This window comes from Leisingera sp. (assembly GCF_034669605.1).
Classification (GTDB): Bacteria; Pseudomonadota; Alphaproteobacteria; order Rhodobacterales; family Rhodobacteraceae; genus Leisingera.
In genome coordinates this window covers 1-26917 of record NZ_JAXMOX010000039.1, presented here as the reverse complement: position 1 = coordinate 26917, position 26917 = coordinate 1, and the positions used below count along the sequence as shown (strand labels likewise).

General features: G+C 62.9%; 25 protein-coding genes. 12 read left to right on the top strand and 13 right to left on the bottom strand.

Features of this window, described 5'->3' with window-relative positions; all coding sequences use genetic code 11:
• From VOI29_RS07115 to VOI29_RS24595, 3 genes are all read right to left on the bottom strand, one after another.
• Window positions 1-868, bottom strand: an 868-nt coding sequence (locus tag VOI29_RS07115) for an acyl-CoA dehydrogenase family protein (protein ID WP_323777147.1), incomplete at its 3' end; no start/stop codon positions are given.
• A 51-nt stretch (window positions 869-919) separates the two neighbouring features.
• Entirely contained in the window at window positions 920-1159 is a 240-nt protein-coding gene (locus VOI29_RS07110; protein ID WP_323777149.1) for a DUF1236 domain-containing protein, read from the bottom strand.
• The gene (locus VOI29_RS24595) at window positions 1153-1227 is read right to left on the bottom strand and encodes a hypothetical protein (protein WP_416361492.1); all 75 of its coding nucleotides are present in this window, start codon (window positions 1225-1227) and stop codon (window positions 1153-1155) included. The genes VOI29_RS07110 and VOI29_RS24595 overlap by 7 nt, the downstream gene beginning before the upstream one ends.
• Window positions 1228-1483: 256 nt before the next feature.
• Here VOI29_RS24595 and VOI29_RS07105 point away from each other — a divergent pair, with 256 nt between their 5' ends.
• A complete protein-coding gene (locus tag VOI29_RS07105; RefSeq protein WP_323777145.1) occupies window positions 1484-1942 on the top strand; it encodes a CreA family protein in 459 nt (152 codons plus the stop codon).
• Here the strand turns inward: VOI29_RS07105 and VOI29_RS07100 are convergent.
• Complete coding sequence (locus VOI29_RS07100; protein ID WP_323777143.1) at window positions 1930-3123, bottom strand: DegT/DnrJ/EryC1/StrS family aminotransferase; 1194 nt, start codon at window positions 3121-3123, stop codon at window positions 1930-1932. The genes VOI29_RS07105 and VOI29_RS07100 overlap by 13 nt on opposite strands.
• Window positions 3124-3202: 79 nt before the next feature.
• Window positions 3203-3865, bottom strand: coding sequence for an HAD-IA family hydrolase (locus tag VOI29_RS07095; protein ID WP_323777142.1), 663 nt, complete (start codon window positions 3863-3865; stop codon window positions 3203-3205).
• A 131-nt stretch (window positions 3866-3996) separates the two neighbouring features.
• Between VOI29_RS07095 and glmU the strand changes: the two genes are divergently transcribed.
• Genes glmU through VOI29_RS07075 form a run of 4 tightly spaced genes read left to right on the top strand, consistent with a single transcriptional unit; the run spans window position 3997 to window position 8412 of the window.
• Window positions 3997-5352: a bifunctional UDP-N-acetylglucosamine diphosphorylase/glucosamine-1-phosphate N-acetyltransferase GlmU gene (glmU, locus tag VOI29_RS07090; RefSeq protein WP_323777140.1), complete on the top strand. Its 1356-nt coding sequence runs from the start codon at window positions 3997-3999 to the stop codon at window positions 5350-5352.
• Window positions 5352-7175 carry a glutamine--fructose-6-phosphate transaminase (isomerizing) gene (gene glmS / locus VOI29_RS07085; protein WP_323777138.1) on the top strand — a complete coding sequence of 608 codons (1824 nt, stop codon included), beginning with the start codon at window positions 5352-5354 and terminating at the stop codon, window positions 7173-7175. Before glmU ends, glmS begins: the two co-directional genes overlap by 1 nt.
• Window positions 7176-7181: 6 nt before the next feature.
• Window positions 7182-7742 (top strand): pyridoxamine 5'-phosphate oxidase family protein, encoded by a 561-nt coding sequence (locus VOI29_RS07080; protein WP_323777136.1) that lies wholly within the window; start codon window positions 7182-7184, stop codon window positions 7740-7742.
• Window positions 7729-8412: a DNA alkylation repair protein gene (locus VOI29_RS07075; protein WP_323777134.1), complete on the top strand. Its 684-nt coding sequence runs from the start codon at window positions 7729-7731 to the stop codon at window positions 8410-8412. Before VOI29_RS07080 ends, VOI29_RS07075 begins: the two co-directional genes overlap by 14 nt.
• A 47-nt stretch (window positions 8413-8459) precedes the next feature.
• Here the strand turns inward: VOI29_RS07075 and VOI29_RS07070 are convergent, their stop codons facing one another.
• Window positions 8460-8900 carry a hypothetical protein gene (locus VOI29_RS07070; protein ID WP_323777132.1) on the bottom strand — a complete coding sequence of 147 codons (441 nt, stop codon included), beginning with the start codon at window positions 8898-8900 and terminating at the stop codon, window positions 8460-8462.
• 90 nt (window positions 8901-8990) lie between these two features.
• On the opposite strand from VOI29_RS07070, the gene moaA reads away from it, so the two are divergent.
• From moaA to VOI29_RS07055, 3 genes are read left to right on the top strand one after another with little or no spacing between them, the layout of a single operon-like run.
• On the top strand, window positions 8991-10001 hold the full coding sequence (moaA, locus tag VOI29_RS07065; protein WP_323777130.1) for a GTP 3',8-cyclase MoaA: 1011 nt from the start codon (window positions 8991-8993) through the stop codon (window positions 9999-10001).
• Window positions 10002-10003: 2 nt separating this feature from the next.
• Window positions 10004-11311 carry a 3-deoxy-D-manno-octulosonic acid transferase gene (locus tag VOI29_RS07060; RefSeq protein ID WP_323777128.1) on the top strand — a complete coding sequence of 436 codons (1308 nt, stop codon included), beginning with the start codon at window positions 10004-10006 and terminating at the stop codon, window positions 11309-11311.
• Window positions 11311-12369: a glycosyltransferase family 4 protein gene (locus tag VOI29_RS07055; protein WP_323777127.1), complete on the top strand. Its 1059-nt coding sequence runs from the start codon at window positions 11311-11313 to the stop codon at window positions 12367-12369. Before VOI29_RS07060 ends, VOI29_RS07055 begins: the two co-directional genes overlap by 1 nt.
• Before the next feature lie 99 nt (window positions 12370-12468).
• Here VOI29_RS07055 and VOI29_RS07050 read toward each other — a convergent pair whose 3' ends face one another.
• The 4 genes from VOI29_RS07050 to VOI29_RS07035 form a co-directional block, all read right to left on the bottom strand.
• The gene (locus VOI29_RS07050) at window positions 12469-13632 is read right to left on the bottom strand and encodes a M20 aminoacylase family protein (RefSeq protein ID WP_323777125.1); all 1164 of its coding nucleotides are present in this window, start codon (window positions 13630-13632) and stop codon (window positions 12469-12471) included.
• Window positions 13633-13664: 32 nt separating this feature from the next.
• Complete coding sequence (locus tag VOI29_RS07045) at window positions 13665-14831, bottom strand: M20 aminoacylase family protein (RefSeq protein ID WP_323777123.1); 1167 nt, start codon at window positions 14829-14831, stop codon at window positions 13665-13667.
• Between the two features lie 195 nt (window positions 14832-15026).
• Window positions 15027-16208, bottom strand: a complete 1182-nt coding sequence (gene argE / locus VOI29_RS07040) for an acetylornithine deacetylase (RefSeq protein ID WP_323777121.1) — start codon at window positions 16206-16208, stop codon at window positions 15027-15029.
• Between the two features lie 3 nt (window positions 16209-16211).
• Window positions 16212-18032, bottom strand: a complete 1821-nt coding sequence (locus tag VOI29_RS07035; RefSeq protein ID WP_323777119.1) for an ABC transporter ATP-binding protein — start codon at window positions 18030-18032, stop codon at window positions 16212-16214.
• Between the two features lie 343 nt (window positions 18033-18375).
• On the opposite strand from VOI29_RS07035, the gene VOI29_RS07030 reads away from it, so the two are divergent.
• From VOI29_RS07030 to VOI29_RS07015, 4 genes are all read left to right on the top strand, one after another.
• Complete coding sequence (locus VOI29_RS07030) at window positions 18376-20076, top strand: peptide ABC transporter substrate-binding protein (protein WP_323777117.1); 1701 nt, start codon at window positions 18376-18378, stop codon at window positions 20074-20076.
• A gap of 150 nt (window positions 20077-20226) precedes the next feature.
• Window positions 20227-21234 (top strand): ABC transporter permease, encoded by a 1008-nt coding sequence (locus tag VOI29_RS07025; RefSeq protein ID WP_024090693.1) that lies wholly within the window; start codon window positions 20227-20229, stop codon window positions 21232-21234.
• A complete protein-coding gene (locus VOI29_RS07020) occupies window positions 21227-22198 on the top strand; it encodes an ABC transporter permease (RefSeq protein WP_323777115.1) in 972 nt (323 codons plus the stop codon). The genes VOI29_RS07025 and VOI29_RS07020 overlap by 8 nt, the downstream gene beginning before the upstream one ends.
• A 231-nt stretch (window positions 22199-22429) precedes the next feature.
• Window positions 22430-23503, top strand: coding sequence for a YeeE/YedE family protein (locus VOI29_RS07015; RefSeq protein WP_323777113.1), 1074 nt, complete (start codon window positions 22430-22432; stop codon window positions 23501-23503).
• Here VOI29_RS07015 and VOI29_RS07010 read toward each other — a convergent pair.
• The 3 genes from VOI29_RS07010 to VOI29_RS07000 all read right to left on the bottom strand — a co-directional run.
• A complete protein-coding gene (locus tag VOI29_RS07010) occupies window positions 23439-24719 on the bottom strand; it encodes a DUF3422 domain-containing protein (RefSeq protein ID WP_323777111.1) in 1281 nt (426 codons plus the stop codon). The two genes, VOI29_RS07015 and VOI29_RS07010, sit on opposite strands and share 65 nt — an antisense overlap.
• Before the next feature lie 221 nt (window positions 24720-24940).
• The gene (locus tag VOI29_RS07005; RefSeq protein WP_323777109.1) at window positions 24941-26377 is read right to left on the bottom strand and encodes an NAD(P)(+) transhydrogenase (Re/Si-specific) subunit beta; all 1437 of its coding nucleotides are present in this window, start codon (window positions 26375-26377) and stop codon (window positions 24941-24943) included.
• Window positions 26378-26392: 15 nt separating this feature from the next.
• Window positions 26393-26917 (bottom strand): proton-translocating transhydrogenase family protein (locus VOI29_RS07000; RefSeq protein ID WP_323777107.1); only part of this gene is annotated, 525 nt, incomplete at its 5' end.

Sequence of the window (26917 nt, the reverse complement as noted above, 5' to 3'; positions counted from 1 at the left end):
TCTTGGCCTGCATCAGCTGGAAGTTTCCGATCGGCTGGCCGAACTGCTTGCGCTCTTTCATATAGGGCATCATCTCGTCCATGCAGGAGGCCATGATACCGGTGCCGATGCCCGCCAGCACCACGCGCTCATAGTCCAGGCCGGACATCAGCACGCGCACGCCCTTGCCCTCTTCGCCCAGGATGTTTTCAAACGGGACTTCCACATCCTCGAACACCAGTTCAGCCGTATTGGAGCCGCGCATGCCCAGTTTGTCGAAGTGCTTGGAGGCGGAAAAACCTTTCATCTCTTTTTCGATCAGGAAGGCGGTCATGCCTTTGGAACCCGCTTCCGGATCGGTCTTGGCATAGACCACCAGGGTGTCGGCATCGGGGCCATTTGTGATCCAGTATTTGTTGCCGTTCAGCCGGTAGTGGTCATTGCGCTTTTCGGCGCGCAAAGACATCGAGACAACGTCGGATCCTGCGCCAGCCTCGGACATTGCCAGCGCACCAACATGCTCGCCCGAGATCAGCCGCGGCAGATACTTGGCCTTCTGTTCAGCGTTGCCGTTCAGCTTGATCTGGTTGACGCAAAGGTTGGAATGCGCGCCATAGGACAGCGACACAGATGCACTGGCACGGGCGACTTCCTCAACCGCGACCGTGTGGGCCAGATAAGACATGCCGGCGCCGCCGAACTCCTCCGGCACGGTGATCCCCAGAAGGCCAAGCTCGCCCATTTCTTTCCAAAGCTCCGCAGGGAACTCGTTGTTCTGATCGATTTCCTGCGCCAACGGCTTGACGCGGTCCTGCGCCCAGCGGTGAACCGCGTCGCGCAGTGCGTTCACATCCTCACCAAGATCAAAAGTCATGCTTGCGTTGAACATCCCGCGGGACCTCCCGGTTAGAGCCGATTATATGAACACTTGTTCAATTCATTAAACGAGCCCCCGATTCGGGTCAATCGTGTTCCTGCGAGGCGGTGCAAACGGCAACGGGCGGCCCCAGAATGGCCGCCTGCAACAAACCGGACAACCGGGCCAGCGGATCACATGGATCACAGTGCGGCTGTCCGCCTCAACCAGAACAGGCAGGCCGTTGAGATAGACGTACCAATAAGCGGAGTCCGGAACTTCGGTCAGCTGGAGCTGCTCCGGGATCATGACACCTGTCACCACCTCACCTTGCACCAGTTGCTTTCCTCAAGGCAGCCCTCAAGTTCAACCGAGCCATCGGCAGAGATCACGCCAAAGATCTCGTGCTGCGGCCCCGGGCCTGCGCGAAGGTTCAGGGTCGGTCACAGCCTGCACATGGGCGCCGGCCCACACCGGGGCGGCCAGAAGGGCCAGAGCGGAAGCGGTCAAGGCCCGTTCTGGCGCCATCGCGGACAGACAACGTGCGCTTTCAGAAAAAGGTTCCCCGGATCGTTTTGCCATTTTTGCGCGTTGGGTTAGCAGTAACGGGACAAACCGGCACACAGCAGATTGCGAGGATACAGACCGATGAAGCGATTGAACCGGACAGCGGCAGCCCTGATCTGCCTGCTAAGCCTTCCCGCCGCAGCTGAGGAAGTCGGGGAGATCGGCGTCGATTGGGTGGGAAATGACATCATCATCGAGGCCATCGCCGACCCCAAGGTCAGCGGCGTGACCTGCCACATCGCCTATTTCGAGCGCGGCTTGCTGGACAGGCTGTCAAAGGGAAACTGGTTCGAGGATCCGTCCAATGCTTCAATCGCCTGCCGCCAGACCGGGCCGATCACAGTAGGTGACATCGACCGCGGCCGCGATGGCGAGGATGTGTTCCGGGCGTCCCGCTCCATCATTCTGAAATCGCTGCGGGTGAAGCGGATTTTCGATGAGGCCAATCAGACCCTGATCTATGCTGCCCACGCGGCAGAGCTGACCGATGGCTCCGCCAAGGTTTCGATCTCGACGGTGCCGCTTTATCAGGCGGACTGATAGACCGCAGATACCTCCGCACGGATGATGCGGGCGATCTGAGCGCAATCCTCCACACTGAACGTCAGCGGCACCCGCATGTCGATGATACCTGCCAGCACCCGGTCGCTTTGCGCAAGACGCGGCGTCTCCGCATAACGCCAGCTGTCATAGCGGGAGGTGAAGGCCACCGGCTCCGGCGTGCCGAACCATTTCAGCTCCACCCCGCGGGCAGCACAGCGGCGGACCGCCTCCTGCACGGCGTCCTCAGCCCAATCCAGCAACAGGAACTGGAACGAGGAGCCGACATAGACCTCCTTTGCGGGACGCTCCACCACGGTCAAGCCCGGCGTGCCGTACAGGCCGTTCTCCACTTCACGGTAGCGCGCGTTCCAGCGGTCCACCTGGGTGTCCAGATCGCGCAGCTGCGGCCGCAGGATGGCGGCGCGCAGGTTGTCCATGCGGCCCGAGATGTTGGGTGTTTCGTATTTCACCTGCTCGAACACCTCCGGCCCCGGTGCGGCCAAATGGCGGCCATAGAGCATGTAGGAGCCGGACAGCAAGATGGCACGCGCGGCGATCTCCGCGTCATCGGTGATCAACAGACCGCCCTCGCCCGCGTTCACGTGCTTGTAAGTCTGGCAGGAGTAGCAGCCGACAGCGCCGTGGCGGCCCGACAGCACGCCGTTCCAGGAGGCGCCCATCGTGTGGGCACAATCCTCTATCACGGTGATGCCGGCCGCGTTGCAGATCTCCATCAGCCGGTCCATGTCGCACAGATGCCCGCGCATGTGCGACAGCATCAGCACCTTGGCCTGCTCCGCCTTGGCCGCCAGGTCATCGAGGTCGATGGTCAGGTCTTCGGTGACTTCGACAAACACCGGCTCAGCCCCGACCGAGGCAATCGAGCCCGGCACCGGCGCCAGCGTGAAGGCATTGGTCAGAACCTTATCGCCGGGTTTCACCCCGACCGCACGCAGAGAGGTCGCCAAAGCATAGCCGCCCGAGGCAACGGCCAGGCAGTATTTCGCGCCCATCTGCGCCGCGAACTCCTGCTCCAGCAGTGCGGTTTCACCGGCCTCCCCTTCCGCCACATTATAGCGGTGGAGACGCCCGCCGCGCAGCACCGACAGCGCAGCCTCGATGGCGTCTTCGGGGATGGATTCTTGCTGGGTGAAAGACCCGGAAAATATCTCGCTCATGCGGCGTTTGTGAGCCGCCGCCCGGCAAGGGTCAAGAGGGGAGCAGTTTGGCCGGATTTCCCGAAACTAAGTTGCGGGATCACGCAATCAGCCGCTCCGCAATCTCCGGCAGGTCTTCGTAGCAGTCCAGCAGCGCCTCCGGCCGCAGCGCCTGCATGTCGCCGCCCGCCGGACCGAAGGTCACCAGAACCGACGGCACACCCGCGTTGGCCGAGGTATTGCGGTCCGTATCACTGTCACCCACAAGCAAGGTGCGGGCCGGATCGCCCCCCGCCCTGCGCGCCGCCTCAAACAGCGGTTCCGGGTCAGGCTTGCGCACCGGCAGCGTGTCGGCCCCCACCAGTGACGCAAAGGCATCGCGCACCCCAAGGCTGCGCAGCAGCTGATCCGCCAGCGCCTCGGGTTTGTTGGTGCAGATCCCGACGCCGAAACCTGCGGCCTTCAACGCCTCAACCGCCGCCATCGCGCCGGGATAAAGGGCTGTGTGATGGTCGATGGCACCCCGGTAGGCCTCCAGCAGCAGCGGATAGAACTCATCCACGGTGGCTTCGTTAAACTGGTTCGTCCGCCGGAGACCATAGCCCAGCATCATCCGGCCGCCGCGCAGGGCGATGCCGGCATCCTGCGGATGGGTCAGCACGTCGCCCAGCCCCATTTGCCGGAAACAGGCATTGGCCGCCGCCAGCAGGTCGCCCGAGGTATCGGCCAGCGTGCCGTCGAGATCGAAGATGACTGTCCGCATGTTCCGCCCTTTCGGCATCTTTCCGCCGCCGCATGTTGCAGGCCGCAATCTTGTTTGATGGCGCTGTCCCTTGCGCCCCGCCCCCCAGCGGATAAAACGGAAGCGATAAAAAGACAAAGAGAAAAGCGATTATGAGCATTGCCCTTGTCATCCTGGCGGCCGGAAAAGGCACCCGGATGAACTCTGACCTTCCGAAAGTCCTGCACCCGATCGCACAAGCACCGATGCTGCAGCACGCCATGGCCGCGGGCCGCGCGCTGGAGCCGGAGCGCAGCATTATCGTGGCAGGCCACGGGGCAGAGGCAGTGTGCGCAGCCGTCGCCGGCTTCGACGAAACGGCCGAAGTGGTGCTGCAGGAAGCGCAGCTGGGCACCGCCCACGCCGTGGATCAGGCCCGCGCCGCGCTGGAAGGCTTTTCCGGCGATGCGGTGGTGCTGTATGGCGACACGCCTTTTGTCAGCGCGGCCACACTGGAACGCATGATCGAGGCCCGCCAGCGCGCCGATCTGGTAGTGCTGGGGTTCGAGGCCGCCGATCCCGGCCGCTATGGCCGCCTGGTAATGGAGGGCGACAGCCTGGAGCGGATCGTCGAGTTCAAGGACGCGAGCGAAGCGGAGCGCGCCATTCGCTTCTGCAATTCCGGGCTGATGGCCTGCGACGCCGGGATGATGTTCGACCTGATTGCCAAGGTCGGCAATGAAAACGCCTCGGGCGAGTATTACCTGACTGACCTGGTGGAATTGGCGCGGCGCGAAGATTTGAAGGTTACGGCAGTATCCTGCGATGAAGCCGAAACGCTGGGCGTCAACTCCCGCGCCGAACTGGCACAGGCGGATGCGCTGTTTCAAGCGCGTGCCCGGGCAGAGCTTCTGGACCTAGGTGTCACCCTGGTGGCGCCGGAAACTGTCTACCTGGCCTTTGACACCATCATTGGCCGCGACACGGTGATTGAACCCAATGTGGTCTTCGGCCCCGGCGTGACGGTGGAAAGCGGCGCCCTGATCCGCGCCTTCTCGCATCTGGAGGGCTGCCACGTCAGCCGCGGCGCCAAGGTCGGCCCATATGCCCGGCTGCGTCCGGGGGCAGAACTGGCGGAGGACACCCACATCGGCAATTTCGTCGAGATCAAGAACGCGGAAATCGCAGAAGGCGCCAAGGTCAATCACCTCAGCTATATCGGCGATGCCTTTGTTGGCGCGGCATCAAACATTGGCGCAGGCACGATTACCTGCAACTATGACGGGGTGATGAAGCACCGTACCGAGATCGGCGCCCGTGCCTTTATCGGATCGAACACCATGCTGGTGGCACCGGTCCGGGTCGGAAACGAGGCAATGACCGCTACAGGCGCGGTGATCACTAAAAATGTCGAAGACGGCGATCTGGCCATAGCCCGCGCCGAACAGACCAACAAACCAGGGCGCGCGCGCAAGCTGATGGATATGCTGCGCGCCAAAAAGGCCCGTCTTCAAAAGGGAGCCAAGTGATGTGCGGAATTGTCGGCGTTCTGGGAAATCACGAGGCTGCCCCGATTTTGGTCGAGGCGCTGAAGCGGCTGGAATACCGCGGCTATGACAGTGCTGGAATCGCCACCGTCAACAACGGAGAGCTGCGCCGCCGCCGCGCGGTGGGCAAGCTGGTGAACCTTTCCGACCTGCTGGTGCATGAGCCGCTGGCCGGCAAGTCCGGCATCGGCCACACCCGCTGGGCCACCCATGGCGCGCCCTCGGTCGGCAATGCGCACCCGCACCGTGCGGGCGCTGTGGCCGTGGTCCACAACGGCATTATCGAGAATTACAAGGACCTGCGCGCCGAGCTGCTGGACTGCGGGTTGGAGTTCCGCACCGAGACCGACACCGAAACCGTCGCCCTGATGGCCGAACGCTATCTGCAGGAAGGTCTCTCCCCTGCCGATGCCGCCTTTAAGACGCTCGATCAGCTGCAAGGCGCCTTTGCCCTGGCGTTCCTTTTTGACGGCGAAGAAGACCTGATCATCGCCGCCCGCAAGGGTTCGCCGCTGGCAATCGGCCATGGCGACGGTGAAATGTTCGTGGGCTCGGATGCCATCGCCCTGGCGCCGCTGACAGACCGGATCACCTATCTGGAGGAAGGCGACCGCGCTGTTGTCACCCGCGCAGGCGCCGAAATCCGCAATGCCCGCGGCGAACTGGTGAACCGCGAAACCAAGACCATCCAGATCGATGCCGCTCAGGTCGACAAAGGCGGCCACAAGCATTTCATGGCCAAGGAAATCGCCGAGCAGCCGCATGTGATCGCCGAGGCGATCCGCCATTACCTGCCGGTCGAGGAAGACGCTGTGCGCCTGCCGGGCGAAGGTGTGGACTTCTCCGGTGTCGAGCGGCTGACCATGGTCGCCTGCGGCACCGCCTATTACGCCTGTGTCACTGCCAAATACTGGTTTGAGCAGATCGCCCGGCTGCCGGTCGAGGTCGATATCGCCTCCGAATTCCGCTACCGCGAACCGCCGATCCCCGGCAAGACGCTGGCGCTGTTTGTCTCGCAATCAGGCGAAACCGCCGACACCCTGGCCGCCCTGCGCTATTGTCAGGAAAAGGCGGACAAGATCCTGTCGGTGGTCAATGTCTCCGAAAGCTCCATCGCACGCGAAAGCGATCTGGCGCTGCCGATCTTTGCCGGGCCGGAAATCGGCGTGGCGTCCACCAAGGCCTTTACCTGCCAGCTGACAGTTCTGCTGGCGCTGGCGCTGAAAGCCGCCTGCGACCGCGGCCATCTGAGTGCCGAGGAAATGACAGAGTATGCCACAGCCATCCGCGGCCTGCCAAACGTGCTGTCCTCCGCGCTGGAGCAGAACGACGCAATCCGTTTGGCGGCACAGAAGGTGAGCGAGGCCCGCGACGTCCTGTTCCTGGGCCGCGGCCTGATGTTCCCGCTGGCCTTGGAGGGCGCGCTGAAGCTGAAGGAAATCAGCTATATCCACGCCGAAGCCTATGCGAGCGGCGAGCTGAAGCACGGCCCCATCGCATTGATCGACAAGAACATGCCGGTGGTGGTGCTGACGCCCAAGGACGCGCTGTTCGACAAATCTGTCTCCAATATGCAGGAGGTGCTGGCGCGCAAGGGCAAGGTGCTGATGATCTCCGATCAGAACGGCATTGACGAGGCCGGAGACGACGTCTGGTGCGCGATCCGGATGCCCCGGGTGAAGGAGGCGCTGACCCCGATCCTTTATGCGATCCCGGCGCAGCTGCTGGCCTATCACACCGCCGTGGCCAAGGGCACTGATGTGGACCAGCCGCGCAATCTGGCGAAATCCGTTACCGTGGAGTAGCAGCCGGTGGCCAAGCAGTTTAACCGGATCAATGAGGATCACGCGCGTTTCATCGCTGCTCAGCATGTCTTCTTTGCCGGGACCGCAGCGGCGGAAGGCCGGGTGAACATCTCCCCCAAGGGCATGGACAGCCTGCGGGTTATGGATCCGAACCGGATTGTTTGGCGCAATCTCACCGGCAGCGGCAACGAAACTGCGGGGCATCTGCGCCAGATGAACCGGATGACGCTGATGTGGTGCAGCTTCGCGACGCGGCCGCTTATCTTGCGGGCCTATGGCTCGGCCCGCACCCTGCATCCCCGCGACCCGGAATTTGCGGACCTCAATGCGCTGTTCCCTGCCAATCCGGGCCCGCGTCAGATCTACGACATGAGCGTGGAAATGATTCAGACGTCCTGCGGCTACGCGGTGCCATTCCTCGATTACGCCGGTGAACGGGACACATTGGACAGGGTGACCGAACCGCTGGGCCGGGACGGGCTGCACGCATTCTGGGCGGAGCGCAACCTGACCACGATCGACGGGCAGCCGACCAACATTTTCGGAGATACTGATGACGCTGGATGACGCTCTTGCCAGCTTGAAAGCGCAGGCAGAACCCGGCCGCGCCGAGCAGATGACCGCCTATCACAAGCAAACCCGCGCAGTTCTGGGCGTGCCCAACCCGGCCGCCAATGACCTGACCAGGACCTGGCGGCAGGTACTCTCGCTCGAAGAACGGGTCAACCTGGCAGGCGCACTGTGGGAGTCGGATATCTTCGAAGCCCGCATCGCCGCCGCCAAACTGCTGACCCAGGCGCGGATCAAAGAGGACGCGCCCGTTTGGGAGCTGCTGCAGGCATGGGTGCCCGGGTTTGACAGCTGGGCCATTGCCGATCACGCCTGCTCTGCCATTTCAAAGCGCCTGCAAGCTGCACCGGACCGGCTGGACACTGTGGAAGCCTGGACCCGGTCGGACCACATGTGGTCCCGCCGCGCAGCACTTGTGGCCACCCTGCCCTGGGCCAAGATGAACAACCTGAAGCCCGCGGATCAGCAGCGCCGTGAACGCATCCTGGGCTGGGCGGCCTCATATGTGCCGGACCGGAACTGGTTCATCCAAAAGGCCATCGGCTGGTGGCTGCGCGATCTCAGCAAGCATGACGCCGAGCGCACCCGCGTTTTTCTGGTGGAACATGGCGCAGCCATGAAACCCTTTGCCCGCAAGGAAGCGGCGAAATACCTGAAAGACGATTAGGCCCGCCCCGCAGCAACAGGGCGGCGCTTCCCCGTTCAAAACAAACTTCAGCCGGCGGGCAGCACCTGCACTTCGGCCAGCTCGGTCAGCGGCAGGTTCAAGGCGCGCATGGCGCCGATCGACAGGCGGCTGCCGCCGGTCGCCGCGCCAGATGCCGGTTTCAGCGTCAGCACCACCTGGGTATTGCGGCTGGTGCGCACCAGCGCCTGCTGTTCAGCAGCCACCAGCGGTGTTTCCATCCACAGCCCCGGCAGCGACGGGTCGCCCAGCGACGCCACCGTGGTAGCGGATCCGCGGAATGACGGCGCGGCGGGCAAGCCGGGGTCCGCCTCAACCGCCTCGACGCCGGGGGCCGGCTGCAGCACCGGGTCCAGCGGCTCTGACGTTGCCGGCGCCCCCTGGCCGCCAAGAATGGAGGAATTGAGCTGGATACCGTCGCAGGCCGCCAGCAGGGAAATCGAAGCAAGGGAAATGACTGTCATACGCATGGGGCGAGCCTAGCTTTCAGCGAAACTCTTTGCCAGACACAAATGCCGTCCCCCCTTGCCGCGGGCGCTGCCCCGCTTTACCTAGGAAGCATGACAGCTCCGCTTATCGATCCCTTCGCCCGCGCAATCACTTACCTGCGTGTCTCGGTCACCGACCGCTGCGACTTCCGTTGCGTCTATTGCATGTCGGAAAACATGACCTTTCTGCCCAAAAAGGATTTGCTGACGCTGGAGGAGCTGGACCGGCTGTGCTCCACCTTCATCCGGCTCGGCGTGGAAAAACTGCGCATCACCGGCGGCGAGCCGCTGGTGCGCCGTGGCATCATGACGTTTTTCGACGCGATGAGCCGCCATCTGGACACCGGCGCTCTGAAGGAGCTGACGCTGACCACCAATGGCTCGCAGCTGGTGAAATACGCCGATGACCTCTATGCCGCGGGGGTGCGCCGGGTGAATATCTCGCTCGACACGCTGGACGAACAGAAATTTGCCGATGTCACCCGCTGGGGCCGTTTGCCGCAGGTGCTGAAGGGTATTGATGCTGCCCAAAAGGCCGGCCTCAAGGTAAAGATCAACGCCGTGGCGCTGAAGGGGTTCAACGAAGAAGAACTGCCCGCCATCACCCGCTGGTGCGCTGAGCGCGGGTTGGACCTCACCTGGATCGAAGTCATGCCGATGGGGGAGGACATCGGCGCCATGGAGCGCATCGGTCAGTACTGGTCGCTGAAAGACGTGCGCGCGGAGTACGAAAACCACTATTCTGTCACCGATCTGGCCGAACGCACCGGCGGCCCGGCCCGCTATGTGCGGCTGGAGGAAACCGGCCAGAAAATCGGCTTCATCACGCCGCTTTCCCATAACTTCTGCGAAAGCTGCAACCGGGTGCGCGTGACCTGCACTGGTGAGATCTACACCTGCCTCGGCCAAGAGGGCAAAGCTGACCTGCGCAGCCCCCTGCGCGCCAATGAAGAAGGCACCGGCATCCTTGAAACTGCGATCCGTGCCGCCATCGGCGATAAGCCCCGCGGTCATGATTTTGATTATTCCCGGCAGGAGGCCGGCGGCCAGATATCCCGCCATATGAGCCACACCGGCGGCTGAACATGTCCAGTGACACGCCTGCGCGGCCGACGCTGCTTTACTCGCTTTATTGCGGCGCCAGCGCGTTGATCGCGCCCTTTGCCTGGCGCAAGGTCGCGGCCAAGCTGCGCGACTACGGCCTGCCCGAAGAGCGCGTGCGCGAGCGTCTGGGCCAAGCGTCCCTGCCCCGCCCCGCCGGACGGCTGATCTGGTTCCATGCCGCCTCGGTCGGCGAGAGCCTGTCTGTACTCACTCTCATTAAACGCATCGGCGAACAGGTGCCGGGGGCGGAGTTTCTGATCACTTCCGGCACCCCGACTTCGGCGGAATTGATCGCCAAGCGGATGCCGCCGCGCTGCCGCCACCAGTTTCCGCCGCTGGACACCGCGGCCTCAGTAGAGCGGTTCCTGGCGCACTGGCGCCCCGATCTGGGGGTATTTGTCGAAAGCGAGTTGTGGCCGCAGATGCTGGTGCGGGCGCGTACGGGCGGCTGCCCGCTGGTGCTGTTGAATGCGCGGCTGTCGGACCGCTCGGTTGAAAGCTGGACGAAACGCCCCGAAACGGCGCGCTACATCCTGGACCAATTCGACCTGCTGGTGACCCAGAACCAGAAAACTGCCGCCAACCTGCAGGCGATGGGCGCGGCTGCGGACCGCATCCGCCCCGGCAGCAACCTCAAGGCTGCCTCCGCCCCTCTGCCGGTTGATCCGAACAGCCTTGGCAAAGTGCGTGGCAACATCGGCGCTCGCCCGGTATGGGTAGCCTCCTCCACCCATGAGGGCGAGGAAGAGATCGTGCTGCAGGCGCATAAGCTGCTGTTGAAACAGCATCCGGACCTGTGCCTGCTGCTGGCCCCCCGCCACCCGGAGCGCGGCGGCACGGTAGAAACCCTGGTGAAAGACGCGGACCTCAGTTGCGCGCGCCGCAGCAAGGGGGTGATGCCCGGGACCGCGACGCAGGTCTATCTGGCCGACACGCTCGGCGAAGTTGGCACATGGTATGCGCTCAGCCCCCTGGTGTTTCTGGGTGGTTCCTTGCGCGAAATCGGCGGCCACAATCCGTTTGAACCGATCCAGGCTGGCGCTGCGGTGATCACTGGCACGGGCCACTACAATTTCGCCGAAACCTATGCCGAGCTGACCGCAGCGGGTGCGGCCGCTGAGGTGCGATCCGCTGCGGACCTGGCGGAACAGGTCGCCCAGTGGCTGGAGCAGCCGGAAACATTCCAGGCCGCACGCGATGCCGCAGGGCAGTTCATCTCCCGCCAGTCGGATCAATTGGACAAGACGGTGGACGCCCTGCTGGCGCTTCTGCCTGCCAGGAGGCCATGATGGCACAGATTGACGCCAACACAATCGAAGTCATCGCCCCGAATTTCAAGCGCCGCCTGTCCGGGGTGACCTCGACGATCGTGCGGCTGGTGCCTTTGCAGCGCCGGCAGATCGCCATTGCCACCGCAGGCGCCGGCCTGCCGGCGGAGATGCCGCATCTGTCGGCAGGCCAGCTCATCTTCATGAACCGCAACGGCCCGGCCGGCGCCCGTGTCTGGCACGCCCGGCGCAACGTGGAGATGCTGGGCGGGCTGGCCTTGAAATACCTATTGGGCAAGCGGCTGAAACTGCTGTTCACCTCTGCCTCCCAGCGGCATCATTCCGGCTATACCAAATGGCTGATCTCGCAGATGGACCGGGTGATCGCCACCTCAGCCAAGGGGGCGGCTTACTTGGATAAACCGGTTCAGGTGGTGCACCACGGGATCAATACCGAAGAGTTCTGTCCGCCCGCGGACAAAGCCGCACTGCGCCGTGAACTGGGCCTGCCGGAGGACGCCGTCCTGATCGGCTGCTATGGCCGGATCCGGGCGCAGAAGGGCACCGACGTTTTTGTCGACGCCATGCTGCAGGTGCTGAAGGCGCACCCCGAGGCGGTGGGCCTGGTTATGGGCCGCGCCACCGAAAAACATGCGGCCTTTGAAAAGGAACTGCGCGCCAAGGTGGATGCCGCGGGCCTGTCAGACCGGCTGCTGTTCCCGCCCGAGGTGCCGGTGTGGGAGGTTTCCCGTTGGTATCAGGCGCTGGATCTCTACGTGGCGCCGCAGCGCTGGGAGGGCTTCGGCCTCACCCCGCTGGAGGCGATGGCCTGCGGCGTGCCGGCTGTCGCCACCCGCGTTGGCGCCTTTGAAGAGCTTATTGCACCGGGTGAGACAGGCCTGCTGATCGATCCCGGCGAGACCGGGCAGATGGTCGAGGCGATCAACGGGATCCTGTCCGCCGAAGGGCGGCTGGAACAATGGTCAGCGGCGGCACGCAAGCACGCCATAACCAATTTCGCATTGAAGAAAGAGGCCGACGCACTGGTCGCCATCTACCGCGAATTGCTGGAACATTAAGGCAGCCCTCCCGCGTTTCTTTCTGGTCACAAATACTCTCGAGGGTGAATTGAGCTGAAAGCTCAAGAGGGGGCAGACAGCCCCCTCCCGTTGTTTCAGTTAAGCCGCAGGCATCCGCTGTTCGACAATTTCCGCCCACCAGCTGCAGCCCGCCGGAATCGCGTCGTCATTGAAGTTGTATTCCGGGTGATGCACCATCGCAGTGTCGCCGTTGCCCATCAGGATATAGGCGCCGGGGCGTTCCTCCAGCATGAAGGCGAAATCCTCGCCGCCCATGACCAACGGCGCGTCCTCGCAGCCGCCGGAAACACTGGCCGCCACCTTGGCTGCAAACTCGGTCTGCTCCTCGTGGTTCACCATCACCGGATAGCCGCGGTGATAGGTGACATCGGCGGTGCCGCCGAAAGTCGCTGCGATACCGGTGCAAACTTCGTTTATCCGCTTCTCCGCCAGGTCGCGCATCTCCTTGGACATGGTGCGCACGGTGCCCTTGATCTGCACCTTCTGCGGGATCACGTTGAACGCCTTCGAAGAGGTCTCAAACGAGGTCACCGAGACCACGATCTGATGCACCGGGTCGGCATTGCGCGATGCGATGGTCTGCAGCGCCAGCACCGCCTGCGCGGCCAGGACGGTGGTGTCGACGGTCTCATGCGGCTTGGCAGCATGGCCGCCGCGGCCCTCGAAAGTAATGTCGAACTGGTCGGTGGCGGCAAAAAACGATCCCGGGCGGATCGCGAACGAGCCCAGCGGCTGGCCCGGCCAATTGTGCAGGCCATAGACCTCCTGCACGCCCCAGCGGTCCATCAGACCATCATCGCACATCACCTTGGCGCCGCCGCCGCCTTCCTCTGCGGGCTGGAAGATAACCACCACGGTGCCGTCGAAATTGCGGGTCTCCGACAGGTATTTCGCCGCGCCCAGAAGCATCGCAGTGTGGCCGTCATGGCCGCAGGCATGCATCGCGCCGGGGGTCTTGGACGCATAGTCCAGCCCGGTCTGTTCGTGGATCGGCAGCGCGTCCATGTCGGCGCGCAGGCCAATGACCTTGCCGGAGCTGTCCGCCTTGCCCTTGATGACACCAACCACACCGGTGCGGCCAATGCCGGTCACCACCTCGTCGCAGCCGAATTCCTGCAGTTTTTCAGCGACCAGCGCGCTGGTGCGGTGGGTTTCAAACAGGATTTCCGGGTTTTCGTGGATATCCCGGCGCCAGGCGGTGATTTCATTTTGCAATTCGGCAAAGCGGTTCTTGACCGGCATCTTTCACTCCTATGGTTGTCTTTCCCGCCGCCTCAGGCCGCGGGCATTCTTCGTTCCACCAACTCGGCAAACCAGCTGCAACCCAGCGGGATCGCATCGTCGTCAAAGACATAAGCCGGGTGGTGGCACATTTCGGTGTCGCCGTTGCCGAGAAAGATATAGGCGCCGGGGCGCTGCTCCAGCATGTAGGAGAAATCCTCGGACGGCATGATGGGCGGAGTCTCGGCGTTCACTTTGGCAGAGACTGCCTGCCCCGCCTCAATCGCGTGGGTGGTGCCGTTTTCATCATTGATTGTAACAGGATAGCCAGGAACCCATTCAACCTCTGCGGTGGCGCCAAAGGCCGCCGCCGTGCTTTCAGCAACCCGGCGCACCCAGTCCTCGGCCTGGGTCCGGTACTCCGGGTCCAGCGTACGCACAGTACCCTGCAGCTTGGCGGTGTGGGCGATCACATTCGATGCCGTGCTGTCGGTCTCAAAGGTGCCGACGGTCAGCACCACCCGTTTCACCGGGTCCACGTTGCGCGACACGATTGAGTGCAGCGAAACCACGATCTGCGAGGCCACCAGCGTGGTGTCGATGGCGTCATGCGGAGCGGCGGCGTGGCCGCCCTTGCCGGTGACGGTGATATTGAACTCATCCGACGAGGCCATCAATGCACCGGGACGGATGGCGAATTCGCCCACCGGCAGGCCCGGCATATTGTGCAGGCCATAGACCTCCTGAATGCCCCATCGGTCCATCAGACCGTCGTCGCACATCGCCTTGCCGCCGGCGCCGCCCTCTTCGGCGGGCTGGAAGATCAGCACCGCTTTGCCGTCGAAATTGCGTGTCTCCGCAAGGTACTTGGCGGCCCCCAGCAGGATCGAGGTATGGCCGTCATGGCCGCAAGCATGCATCACCCCGGGCGTCTTGGAGGCATAGTCCACCCCCGAGACCTCGGGGATCGGCAGCGCGTCCATGTCTGCGCGCAACCCGATGGCGCGGCCGGAGGTGTTGGTCTTGCCCTCGATCACCGCCACCACGCCGGTCTGGCCGACGCCGGTGGTGATATCGGTGATGCCGAATTCCTTGAGCCGCTCCACTACAAAGGCGGCGGTTTCATGCACCTCGTACATCAGTTCGGGGTTTTCGTGCAGATGGTGGCGCCAGGCCGTGATCTCCTGGTGCATCTCGGCAAAGCGGTTCTTGGCCGGCATTGTCCCCTCCCCTTTTTGTTTCAGTTTCCGTCACGGCAGACTGTCCGCGAAAAAACTTAGCTTCGCAAGTATCCGGAGCTGCCGGGACGCCGCGGAACCTGTCAGAGCGCATGCACCGGGCGTGCACCCCCTGTGCACCCTCTGTGCACCGCCCCGGACATCTCTGGCATCAATCTGAGCACAAACAGCCCGGTTTCAAGGTCCCGGGAGTTCCTCCCGCAGCTTTTCCACCAGACCGCGCATGAACTCATGGCCAGCGTTGAATTGCGCGACAGTGATATATTCGTTCGGCTGATGCGCCTGGGCAATGTCGCCAGGGCCGCAGATCACTGCGGAATACCCCGCTTGCTGGAACTGCCCCGCCTCGGTGCCATAGCTGACCACATGGGAGCCGTTGTCACCTGTCAGAAGCCGAACCAGAGACTCCGCCGCACCGTCCTGTTCCGGCACCAGCCCGGGAACATCGAACTGCTTGGACACATCAATGCGCGCCTCCGGGTGGATCGCCTGCATTTCAGCTTCCACCTCGCGGACCTTCTGCAAATAGGCCGCTTCCCAATCGGCGGCGGTCTCCCCAGGCACCACCCGGAAATCCATCATGAAGCGGCAGTCCTTGGCGGTGATGTTATGGGCGGTGCCGCCCTCGATCATGCCGACGTGGCAGGTGGTCCAGGGCGGGGTGAACATCGCCTGTACCTCGCCCGGCTCCCCGGCCATGTTCTCGGCGTTCTTCTGGTTGGCCCAGTCGATCAGCCGGGCGCCCTGCATGATGGCGCTGACGCCGGTGTGCATGAGCGAGGAATGCACTTCGAACCCCACCATATGGGTGGCATAGCCGGTGCCGCCCTTGTGACCGGTCACTGCCTTCATCATCGAGGGTTCCCCGACAATCACCGCCGAGCCCTTGGGCAGCACAGGCTGCATCGCAGCAATCATCGGCGGGGCGCCGGTGCAGCCGATCTCCTCGTCAAAACTCAGCGCCAGTTGCAGCGGGCGGTTGACGCCCAGGCTGTGCGCCTCGACCAAGGCCCAGATGGCCAGCGCATCGTAGCCCTTCATGTCGCAGGTGCCGCGGCCGAAGTATTTGCCGTCTTTCTCGACCACGGTGAAGGGGTCGCTGTCCCAGGGCTGGCCGTCCACCGGCACCACATCGGTATGCCCCGACAGCACCACGGCGCCCTCGTCCCAAGGCCCGGCATGGGCAAAGACGGCGGCCTTATGCGGCTGCTGCGGGTCTACCCAGCGGTGGCTTTCGATGCCCTGCGAGGACAGGTAGTCCTGCACCCAGTCCACCAGTGGCAGGTTGGTGTCCCGGCTCACGGTCGGGAAGGAAACCAACCTGTGCATGATTTCCAAAGGCGTCAATTTGGCAGCCATGTTTCAATATCCGCTGTTTGTGGTCAGAACGAAATGGCCGGGCTCCAACTCCAGATACTCCGACGGCTCCGGCTGGTAGCCGACTTCATGGATCGGCGAGGGGATCGGCTTGAAGTTCAGTTCCTTCTCCGACTTACGCTGGCGCGGGTCGGCGATCGGCACCGCCTTCATCAAGGCCTGAGTATAGGCGTGCAGCGGGTTCTCGAACACCCGTTCGCGCGGGCCAAGTTCAACAATCCGGCCCAGATACATCACCCCGACCTGATGCGAGACGCGCTCCACCACCGCCATGTCATGACTGATGAAAAGGAACGACAGGCCCAGTTCCGCCTGCAGCTCCATCATCAGGTTCAGCACCTGCGCCTGCACCGACACGTCAAGCGCCGAGACCGCCTCGTCCGCGACGATCAGCTTGGGGTTCAGGGCCAGCGCGCGGGCGATGGCAATCCGCTGGCGCTGGCCGCCGGACATCTCGTGCGGGTAGCGGCGCATGAAGCTGCGCGGCAGGTGGACCCTGTCGAACAGGCTGGCGACGCGGTCGTGCAGCTCGGAGCCGGAGGCGAGCCCATAGTTGCGCAAGGGCTCCGCCACCTGGTCCAGCAGCTGCATTTGCGGATTCAGCGAGGCAAACGGATCCTGAAAGATCATCTGCATGTCCTGGCGCGCTTTGTGCATTTGCGATGCACTGAAGCTCAGCACGTCTCGGCCCTCAAATTCCACTTTGCCCGAATTCGGTTCCACCAGCCGCAGGATCGAGCGGCCGGCGGTGGATTTGCCGCAACCGGATTCGCCCACCAGCGACAGGGTCTGGCCCTTGAACACCTTGAAGGACACATCCTCGACCGCGTGGACATTGGAGATGGTGCGGCGCAACAGGCCGCCCTTGACCGGGAAGCGGGTGGTCAGGTTCTGCACATCCAGCAGCACCTCATCCGTGCCCTTGATCGGTTCGATCTTCTGGCCTTCGACACCCAAAAGCTTCATCGGCTCGGGATATTGCTTGCCGCGCATTTCCCCCAGTTTCGGAACTGCGGCCAGCAGCGCCTTGGTATAGTCGTGTTTGGGGGTCTCGAAGATCTCCTGGACGGTGCCTTCCTCGACTTTGTTGCCGCGGTACATGACAACGACGCGGTCGGCCATCTGCGCCACCACCGCCATGTCGTGGGTGATGAACATCACCGCCGTCCCCGTCTCGCGCTTGAGGCGGTCCATCAGCGCAAGGATTTCCGCCTGAATGGTCACGTCCAGCGCCGTGGTGGGCTCATCCGCGATCAGCAGGCGCGGCTCGCAGGCCATCGCCATGGCGATCACCACCCGCTGGCGCATGCCGCCGGACAGTTCGTGCGGATATTGCTGCAGGCGCCGCTCCGGTTCGGGAATGCGGACCTGGCGCAAAAGCTCCAACGCGCGTTCATTGGCCTGAGCTTTGGACATGTTCTTGTGGATCCGCAGGCCCTCGGTCAGCTGACGGCCCACAGTGAACACCGGGTTCAGCGCAGTCATCGGCTCCTGAAAGATCATGCCGATCTCATTGCCGCGGATCTGCTTCATCATCTCCTGCTCGGAGGTGGCCAGGTTGGTCTCACCGCCCTCACGGCGGTTGAACAGCAGCTCGCCGCCCGCAATCTCGCCGCCGCCGAACTCCACCAGCCGCATCAAGGACAGCGAGGAGACAGACTTGCCCGACCCGGATTCACCAACGATACAAACAGTTTCGCCCGGGCTCACATCAAAGGACACATCTTCCACGCCAGTAACGGTGCCGTCCTTGGTCTGGAACTCCACGCGCAAGTTCCTGATTGACGCAATTGTGTTGTCCAGCATGACGGCTCCCTTGCCAGTAAACTTTCGGGCCCCGCCGGAAAACGAAGCCCCTAATCCTGAGTAAACTCCACTTTGCACCAAAATGCTCATGCAAATAATGCATAGGGTTTTCGAAATTGGAATTTGCAATTTTTCAGGAAGTGGTTTTCGATACCTTCAGTGGCTGCTTGCAGACCGTCACGCGTCGGCCCGGTCGACAACATGTTAAGAAGTATTGCTTTTTTCACGCTTTGGGCTGCCTGCAGGCGCGTTTGCTACACATCCGCAGAGATGCGGCAAATTACCGGGTTCGAACCAGCCCGGACGAATAATGACATGAAACATGTCCGACAAGGAGAGTGTGATGAAACTCAAGTCCCTATTGATAGGTGCCGTTGCCACGGCATCCTTGGCGCCCGCGGCCTTTGCCGAGCGAGGCTCGGATGGCCAGGTCAACATCATCTACTGGCAGGCGCCGTCGATCCTGAATCCGTATCTGTCCGGCGGCACCAAAGACAGCGAGTCGGCGTCGCTGGTGATTGAGCCGCTAGCCCGCTACGACACCAAGGGCAATCTGGTGCCCTGGCTGGTGAGCGAGATTCCCACCGTCGAAAACGGAGGGATCAGCGAGGATCTGACCTCGATCACCTGGAAGATCACCCCTGGTATCAAATGGTCGGACGGATCGAATTTCACCGCCGAGGACGCAAAGTTCACCGCCGACTACTGCATGCACCCCGAAGGCGGCTGCGCCTATGCGACCCGCTTTGAAGGTGTGCAGTCAGTCGAGGTTCTGGACGATCTCACCATCAAAATCACATTCAGCGAGCCCACTCCGTTTCCCTACGGCCCGCTGGTCGGCGGCGAAAGCCCGATCCTGCAAAAGGCCCAGTTCGAAAACTGTTTGGGTGCCAAGGCGCCAGAATGCACTGAGGCCAACTTTAACCCGATCGGCACCGGCCCGTTTGCGGTGGATGAGTTCAAACCGAACGATGTGATTACCCTTTCGGCCAACCCGAACTACCGCGACCCGGCCAAGCCGGCCTTTGCCAAGGTCCTGTTCAAAGGCGGCGGTGACGCAACTGCTGCGGGCCGCGCGGTGATGGAAACCGGCGAGTTTGACTATGCCTGGAACCTGCAGCTGGCACCGGAAGTGATCGCCCAGATGGAGGCAGCCGGCAAGGGCAAGCCGGTGGCCGGCTTCGGCCCGCTGGTCGAGCGCATCATGCTGAATCAGACCGACCCCAGCCCAGAACTGGGCCCGGATGAACGCTCGGTGAAGCGCGGCCATCCGTTCCTGAACGACCCGGCCGTCTACAAGGCGATGTCGATGGCCATCGACCGGCCGCTGCTGGTGGAAATCGGCTATGGCAAGGCGGGCAAGGTCGGCTGCAACTGGGTACCTGCGCCAGCAGCCTTTGCCTCGGACACCTTTGACTGCTCCACCCAGGACATCGAAGGCGCCAAGGCGATGCTGGAAGAAGCCGGCTACAAGGACACCAATGGCGACGGCGTTCGGGAAACTCCGGACGGCAAGCCGATGAAGATCCTCTACCAGACCTCGACCAACGCCGTGCGCCAGGATTTTCAGGCGCTGATCAAGGATTGGTGGAGCCAGATCGGCATCGAATCCGAGTTGCGCAACATCAACGCCTCGGTGTTCTTCGGCGGTGACCCGGGTTCGCCCGACACCTTCCAAAAGTTCTATGCCGACGTTCAAATGTATGCCAACACCTTCAACGGCACCGACCCGCAGTCCTACCTGGGCAATGGCCTCTGCGACAAGGCGCCGGCCCCCGCCTCCCAGTGGCAGGGCGAGAACATCTCGCGCTTCTGCGACGAGGAGTTCGACCAGTTGCACGCGGAAATGGCCAAGACTGCAGGACTGGAGGCCCGCGCCGAGATCGGCAAGCGCCTGAATGACATCATGGTCGAAAAGGGCGGCATGATCCCGCTGGTGCACCGCGGCCGCCTGTCGGCACATTCCAACACCCTGGGCGGCGTTGACCTGAACGTCTGGGACAGCGAGCTGTGGAACGCCGCTGACTGGTACCGCATCAAGTAAGCAGCGCTTGCCTCACCTGGGGGCCCTGACGTTGCTTCAGGGCCCCTTGCCACTCAGCATTGGTTACCTTTAACCGCCTGCGCGTGACATGGATGTGAGGCCCCCCTCGCCTGCTCCGACCTTAATACAAGCTGCAAAGGCGCCTACCTGATGCTGACCTTTACAATCCGGCGGCTGATCCTGGCAGTACCGACACTGCTGTTCATCAGCCTCGTGATCTTCCTGCTCTTGGAGCTCGCCCCCGGCGACCCGATGGCGCAGGTTCCCCTGACCGTCCCCCCCGAAGTCAAAGAGAAAATGCGCGAGGCGCTTGGCCTTGGCCAGCCGATGCATATCCGGTTCTGGAAATGGATCGTGCAATTCTTCTGGATCGAGCCGCAGGTGCTGATCGACCACTACATCGGAACCTCCTTCTCCGCGGGCGACCTGCGGGTGATCTCCTGGCAGACCCGTTCGCCGGTGATGGACATCGTGATCCAGCGTCTGCCGCAGACCCTGTGGGTTGTCGGCACCGCCTATATCGTTGCCATCGTGATTGCACTGCCGATCGGGATCTATTCCGCCTACCGCCAGTACAGCTGGTTCGACCAGTTGGGCACCTTTGTTTCCATGGTGGGTTTTTCGGTGCCGCCGTTCTTCTCGGGCGTGCTGGTGATCGTGATCTTCTCGGTGCAGCTGGGCTGGTTCCCGTCGATCTATGACACCACCCATGTGGTCGACAGCTGGGACGCCTTTGTCTACCAGCTGAAGCAGATGATCATGCCCGTGATGGTGCTGGCCTTGCAGATCACCGCACAGCTCAGCCGCTTCATGCGGGCCTCGATGCTGGACAACCTGAACCAGGATTACGTGCGCACGGCCCGAGCCAAGGGCCTGAGCGAGTATGTCGTGGTGATGGTGCATGTGCTGCGCAATTCGATGATCCCGGTGGTCACCGTGATTGCACTGGGGATCCCGTCGATCTTCGGCGGCGCCATCATCACCGAGCAGGTGTTCAAGGTGAACGGCATCGGCCAGCTGCTGATCGGTGCCATTCAGGCCAACGACCTGCCGATGGTGCAGACCCTGACCTTCATCTTTGCGGTGCTGATCGTGCTGTTCAACCTGATCGCCGACGTTCTGTACGGCATTCTTGACCCGAGGATCCGCTATGACTGACAAGGAACGCTTTGTCCCCGACGAAGGCATGGCGCCGGCCTCCACCGCGGTGCCCGGCGCCGGAGCGCTGGAGGAGCTGCACAGCCCGCCGCGCAGCCAGTGGCAGGATGTGTGGGACCAGTTCAAATCGCACCGCGGCGCGCTGATGGGCGGGGCGCTGTTCCTGTTCATCATTCTGGCGGTCTATCTGGGTCCGTTTGTGTGGGAGCTTGAGGCCACCCAGATCGATATCCGTGCCCGCAACCAGGGTCCCAGCTGGGCGCATCCCTTCGGCACCGACCAGCTGGGCCGCGATATGCTGGCCCGGATGATGGCCGGCGGCGCGACCTCGGTCTCCGTGGGGCTGACGGCGATGCTGCTGGCACTGTTCCTGGGCTCTTTCATCGGGGTCGTGGCCGGGTTCTTCAAACGGCTGGACGGGCCGCTGATGCGCCTCACCGATCTGTTTCTGGCGCTGCCTTTGCTGCCGCTTCTGCTGGTGATGATGCTCTTGTTCCGCGAACCGCTGAACGCCGCATTCGGGCCGGAACAGGGGATCTTCATCCTGATCGTGGCCTCGATCGGGGTCACCAGCTGGATGCCCACCGCCCGCATCGTGCGCGGTGATGTGCTGGCACTGAAGGAGCGCGAGTTCGTGATGGCCGCGCGTTCCATCGGCACCACCAACAGGGGTTTGATCACCCGGCATATCCTGCCCAACGTGCTGTCGCCGATCATGGTCTCGGCCACCTTAGGGATTGCCACCGCGATCATCACCGAGTCGTCCCTGTCCTTCCTCGGCCTTGGTTTTCCGCCGGACTTTCCGACCTGGGGGCGGCTGCTGTTTGATGCTACCGACTATCTGCAGCAATACCCCGAACGGGTGTTCTGGCCCGGCATGGCGATCTCGCTGACGGTGCTGAGCGTGAATTACCTCGGCGACGGGCTGCGCGATGCGCTGGATCCGCGGATCCGCGGCCGCTGAGGCGCAACGCACGCACACATTCAAATAAAAACATGACTATTGGCCGCCGCACTGCAGGCGGCCAATTTGTTTCCCCACAAGCGGAACCGGAAAACAAAGCTTTGAACCGGGCCGCGATAGGCGGGAAAGCTTCCCTGCTTTGCGTCACGAGCCAAGACGCCCACCCCTTGCCTAGCCAGTGAAATACCGTCATTTCGGGAAAAAATTCCGCTTTAGCCGCTGGTGACTGCAATGTTTGAAACATTTGGCTTTGAAGAGACCTCCGCCCGGGACGTTTCCGTCCTGTTTGCCCTTGGCACCGGTATACTGTTCGGTGTGCTGGCGCAGCTGACCCGTTTCTGCTTCCGCCGCGCGCTGGTTGGCGATGACCGCCGTCAGGCAGCCGGCGTCTGGGCCATGGCCCTGGCGGTTGCCGTCCTTGGCACGCAAGCCGCGGTGGCACAGGGCTGGATCAGCTTTGCGGGTCACCGGCTGATGTCACAGGATGTGCCGCTGCTGGCCATCGCTGCCGGCGGGCTGATGTTCGGCGCAGGCATGATCCTCACCCGCGGTTGTGCGTCGCGGCTGGTGGTGCTGGCGGGCAGCGGCAACCTGCGGGCGCTGCTGGTGATCGCGGTCTTCGCGGTTGTGGCCCATGCAACGCTCAAAGGTGTTCTGGCACCGCTTCGAACCGCGCTTGGTTCCGTGACGCTGCCGCTGGGTGAGAATGTATCCCTGGCGGCCCTGCCCGGCGGCCCGCTGGTTTGGAGCGCTGTGATCGCCGCTGCTGCGCTGGCTGTTGCGCTGCGTTCTGGAAATCGCGTGCTGACGCTGGGCGGCGGCGCCCTGATCGGCTTGTTGGTGCCGCTGGCCTGGGTGGGCACCGGCTTTGTGCTCTTTGACGAGTTCGACCCTATTGCGATGGAAAGCCTGTCCTTCACCTCTCCGGCTGCCGATTCATTGTTCTTCGTGATCGCCTCCAGCTCGATTCCCGCAGGCTTTGGCCCGGGGCTGATTGGCGGCGTGCTGCTGGGCGCCCTTACGGCTTCGCTGCTTGGCGGCAACTTCAAATGGCAAAGCTTTGACAGCCCGCGCCAAACCGGCAGCTATCTGTCCGGCGCGGTGCTGATGGGGGCCGGTGGGGTGCTGGCAGGCGGCTGCACAGTGGGTGCGGGGCTGGCCGGTATCCCGGCCCTGAGCCTGGCCGCCCTGCTGGCGCTGGCGTTCATCGCGCTTGGCGGTATCGGCATGAATTCCCTGCTTAATGCAGCTTCTTCCGGATCCGCTGAATCCCCAGCCACACCAAGCCAACAACCGGCAGAGTGACCGCCGCAATCAGCAGTTTCTTGTTCAGCCCGTACCGCTCCGCCAGCGGCAGAAAGAAGTCGGACACCAGCGACACAGCGTAATAGCTGACCGCCACCACCGACAGTCCTTCCACCGTGTGCTGCAGGCGCAGTGCAATATCGGAACGGCGGTCCATGCTGGCGAGCAGCGCCTGGTTCTGCGCAGACCGCTCCACATCCACCCGGGTCCTCAGAAGCTCACCGGCCCGGCGCGCCCGGTTCGCCAGCGCCTCCAGCCGTTTCTCTGCAGACTTCACCGTGCGCATGGCCGGCTCAAACCGGCGCAGCATGAATTCTGCGAACGTCTGACAGCCCTCGTGCCGGTCTTCGCGCAACAGGCTGACGCGCTGGTTGACCAGGGCCTCATAAGCCCCTGTGGCGCTGAAACGGAAAGCGGAACGGGCGGCCATCGCCTCCAGCTCGGCCGACACTGTCAGCAGCTGCGACAGGGTCTGTTCCGCAGGCGCGGTGCCGCTGGTCATCTCGGCCATCATCTCGCTCAGATGCGTATCAAGCGTACTGATGGTCGGGGTCAGGCCGCGGGCGCGGGAAAACCCCAGCATCGACATCGCCCGGTAGGTCTCAATCTCGCACAGCCTCTGCACCACCCGGCCGACCCGCTGGCTGCCGGTGTCCGCATTGGGAAAGATGGCAAAACGCACATGGCCTGCCGGGTCGATCCGGAAATCGCCGGCCACCACGGCGCTGTCATCCAGCACTTGCGAGGCTGCCAGGCTCTCCGGCACAAACCAGTCAAGCATGGTTTCCTTCAGCACCGCCGGTGCCGCGCGCGGCACCACCCGGATCAGCGCCGAGGTAATCCGCTGACCCGGCGACTCTGCCAGCCAATCAGAGGGAAAGACGTCAAATTCCGCCGGATCAAAAGCCCGCATGCTGACACCGTCACGATAAACCGTGTAGCTGACGAACTCCGTGTGCTGCTCCCATTTGATCATGTGCCGCCCGATTTGCGCCGTGTGATGCGTCGCACCCGGTTGAGGATGCGCTGCGCCATGGCGGTCCAGAAGATCCGTCAGATGCTGAACATCCTGCAGCCTGTCGCGATGCTCGGCCTCCTGCGGCTGTTTGACGGCCAGGTAAACCACCGTGCAGGGGCTGGACATGGCGGGAAAGGGCCGCGCGTGCAGCTCATTGGTGAGCTGATAGCGTAAAGGATGATCCTGGATCAGGGGCATTGGCGTCTCCGGGGCAATGCGGCGGACCATACTGCCTGCGGAAAACTATGTAAAGAAAGCCTTTATTTCAATAAGTTATGTGAATGCCATGGTATGCAAAGCCGTCCTAAGGGGCTCTGTCCCCGGCCTGCGGCCTGCCCTGGAGTATTTTACAACAGAAAGAAGCCCCACAAACAAAAGGCGCCCCGATTGGAGCGCCTTCCGTCAGGTTACCTGGCCTTTTAGCTGATCATGCTCAGCAGGGTGTCGAGGCTGGCCTTTGCGTCGCCGTAGAACATGCGGGTGTTTTCCTTGAAGAACAGCGGGTTCTCGATGCCGGAATAGCCGGTGCCCTGGCCGCGTTTGGAGACGAACACCTGTTTCGCCTTCCAGCATTCCAGCACCGGCATGCCGGCGATGGGCGAGTTGGGATCCTCCTGCGCTGCCGGGTTCACGATGTCGTTGGAGCCGATCACGATCGCCACATCCGTCTGCGGGAAGTCCTCGTTGATCTCGTCCATCTCCAGCACGATGTCATAGGGCACCTTGGCCTCGGCCAGCAGCACGTTCATATGGCCCGGCAGACGGCCCGCCACCGGGTGGATGGCAAAGCGCACGGTCTTGCCTTTGGCGCGCAGGCGGCGGGTGAGCTCGGCGACGTTCTGCTGCGCCTGCGCCACCGCCATGCCGTAGCCGGGGATGATCACCACAGAGTCGGCCTCCTCCAGCGCTGCCGCCACGCCGTCGGCGTCGATGGCGATCTGCTCGCCGTCGATCTCCATCGCCGGGCCCGCCGCGCCGCCGAAACCGCCAAGGATCACGCTGACAAAGGAGCGGTTCATCGCCTTGCACATGATGTAGCTGAGGATCGCACCCGAAGAGCCCACCAGCGCGCCGACCACGATCAACAGGTCATTGCCAAGGCTGAAGCCGATGGCGGCGGCGGCCCAGCCGGAGTAGCTGTTCAGCATCGACACAACCACCGGCATGTCGGCGCCGCCGATGCCCATGATCAGGTGGTAGCCGATAAACAGCGCCGCCAGGGTCATCAGCAGCAAGGGCAGGAAGGCACCGGAGTTGAAATACCAGATCAGGCTGAGAAAGGAGAGGCCTGCGGCGCCCGCGTTCAGCATATGGCCGCCCGGCAGCTTGGTTGCGGCGGATGTGACCTTGCCCGCCAGCTTGCCGAAGGCAATGACCGAGCCGGTAAAGGTGATCGCGCCGATGAAGATGCCGAGGAACAGCTCAACCCGCAGAAACGCGATCTCGGCCGGGGTCTTCTTGGCAATCAGCTTGGCAAAGGTGCCCAGATCCCCGGTGCTGCCCGCGGCCAGGGCCGCCGCCGCATTGCCGATCTCGAAATGGGCGATGAAGCCCACAAACACTGCCGCCAGGCCGACCAGCGAGTGCATCGCCGCAACCAGCTGCGGCATCTCGGTCATCTGCACCTTTTTCGCGACATAAGTACCGATCAGGCCGCCGCCCGCGATCAGCAGGACCGACAACAGCCACAGGCCGGAGCCGGGGCCGATCAGGGTGGCAAAGACCGCCAGAGCCATGCCGGCAATGCCGTACCAGACCGCGCGTTTGGCGCTTTCCTGACCCGACAGACCGCCCAAGGACAGGATGAAAAGAACAGCCGCAACAACGTAAGCGGCGGTGGTGAAACCGTAATCCATTTTACCTGCCTCGCTTTAAGATTTCTGGAACATGGCGAGCATGCGCCGGGTGACGAGGAAGCCGCCGAAGATGTTGATCCCGGCCATGAAGACGCTAAGCGCCGCCAGCAGGATCACCAGCCAGCTGCCGGAGCCGATCTGCATCAGGGCGCCCAGGATGATGATCGAGGAGATCGCATTGGTCACCGCCATCAAGGGCGTGTGCAGCGAGTGCGCGACACCCCAGATCACCTGGAAGCCGACAAAGCAGGCCAGCGCAAAGACGATGAAATGCTGCATGAAGCTCGCGGGCGCAAACAGCCCCACCAGCAGCAAGAGCGCGCCGCCGCCTGCCAGCAGGGTGACCTGGCTTTTGGTCTGCGCCTTGAAGGCCTCGACCTCCTGGGCGCGTTTTTCCTCCGGCGTCAGCTCCGGCACCACCTCCTTGGGCTTGGCCGCAATCGCCTGAACTTTCGGCGGCGGCGGCGGGAAGGTGATCTCGCCCTCAAAGGCCACGGTGGCGCCGCGGATCACGTCGTCTTCCATGTCGTGATTGACCAA

Excerpts from the sequence above, each read along its gene's own strand:
- VOI29_RS07060 (WP_323777128.1), top strand. The coding sequence starts at position 10,004 with ATGTCCAGTGACACGCCTGCGCGGCCGACGCTGCTTTACTCGCTTTAT.
- VOI29_RS07035 (WP_323777119.1), bottom strand. The coding sequence starts at position 18,032 with ATGCTGGACAACACAATTGCGTCAATCAGGAACTTGCGCGTGGAGTTC.
- glmU (WP_323777140.1), top strand. The coding sequence starts at position 3,997 with ATGAGCATTGCCCTTGTCATCCTGGCGGCCGGAAAAGGCACCCGGATG.
- moaA (WP_323777130.1), top strand. The coding sequence starts at position 8,991 with ATGACAGCTCCGCTTATCGATCCCTTCGCCCGCGCAATCACTTACCTG.
- VOI29_RS07100 (WP_323777143.1), bottom strand. The coding sequence starts at position 3,123 with ATGAGCGAGATATTTTCCGGGTCTTTCACCCAGCAAGAATCCATCCCC.
- VOI29_RS07095 (WP_323777142.1), bottom strand. The coding sequence starts at position 3,865 with ATGCGGACAGTCATCTTCGATCTCGACGGCACGCTGGCCGATACCTCG.
- VOI29_RS07030 (WP_323777117.1), top strand. The coding sequence starts at position 18,376 with ATGAAACTCAAGTCCCTATTGATAGGTGCCGTTGCCACGGCATCCTTG.
- glmS (WP_323777138.1), top strand. The coding sequence starts at position 5,352 with ATGTGCGGAATTGTCGGCGTTCTGGGAAATCACGAGGCTGCCCCGATT.
- VOI29_RS07005 (WP_323777109.1), bottom strand. The coding sequence starts at position 26,377 with ATGGATTACGGTTTCACCACCGCCGCTTACGTTGTTGCGGCTGTTCTT.
- VOI29_RS07025 (WP_024090693.1), top strand. The coding sequence starts at position 20,227 with ATGCTGACCTTTACAATCCGGCGGCTGATCCTGGCAGTACCGACACTG.
- VOI29_RS07015 (WP_323777113.1), top strand. The coding sequence starts at position 22,430 with ATGTTTGAAACATTTGGCTTTGAAGAGACCTCCGCCCGGGACGTTTCC.
- VOI29_RS07010 (WP_323777111.1), bottom strand. The coding sequence starts at position 24,719 with ATGCCCCTGATCCAGGATCATCCTTTACGCTATCAGCTCACCAATGAG.
- VOI29_RS07020 (WP_323777115.1), top strand. The coding sequence starts at position 21,227 with ATGACTGACAAGGAACGCTTTGTCCCCGACGAAGGCATGGCGCCGGCC.
- VOI29_RS07050 (WP_323777125.1), bottom strand. The coding sequence starts at position 13,632 with ATGCCGGTCAAGAACCGCTTTGCCGAATTGCAAAATGAAATCACCGCC.
- VOI29_RS07045 (WP_323777123.1), bottom strand. The coding sequence starts at position 14,831 with ATGCCGGCCAAGAACCGCTTTGCCGAGATGCACCAGGAGATCACGGCC.
- VOI29_RS07055 (WP_323777127.1), top strand. The coding sequence starts at position 11,311 with ATGGCACAGATTGACGCCAACACAATCGAAGTCATCGCCCCGAATTTC.
- argE (WP_323777121.1), bottom strand. The coding sequence starts at position 16,208 with ATGGCTGCCAAATTGACGCCTTTGGAAATCATGCACAGGTTGGTTTCC.
- VOI29_RS07075 (WP_323777134.1), top strand. The coding sequence starts at position 7,729 with ATGACGCTGGATGACGCTCTTGCCAGCTTGAAAGCGCAGGCAGAACCC.
- VOI29_RS07070 (WP_323777132.1), bottom strand. The coding sequence starts at position 8,900 with ATGCGTATGACAGTCATTTCCCTTGCTTCGATTTCCCTGCTGGCGGCC.
- VOI29_RS07105 (WP_323777145.1), top strand. The coding sequence starts at position 1,484 with ATGAAGCGATTGAACCGGACAGCGGCAGCCCTGATCTGCCTGCTAAGC.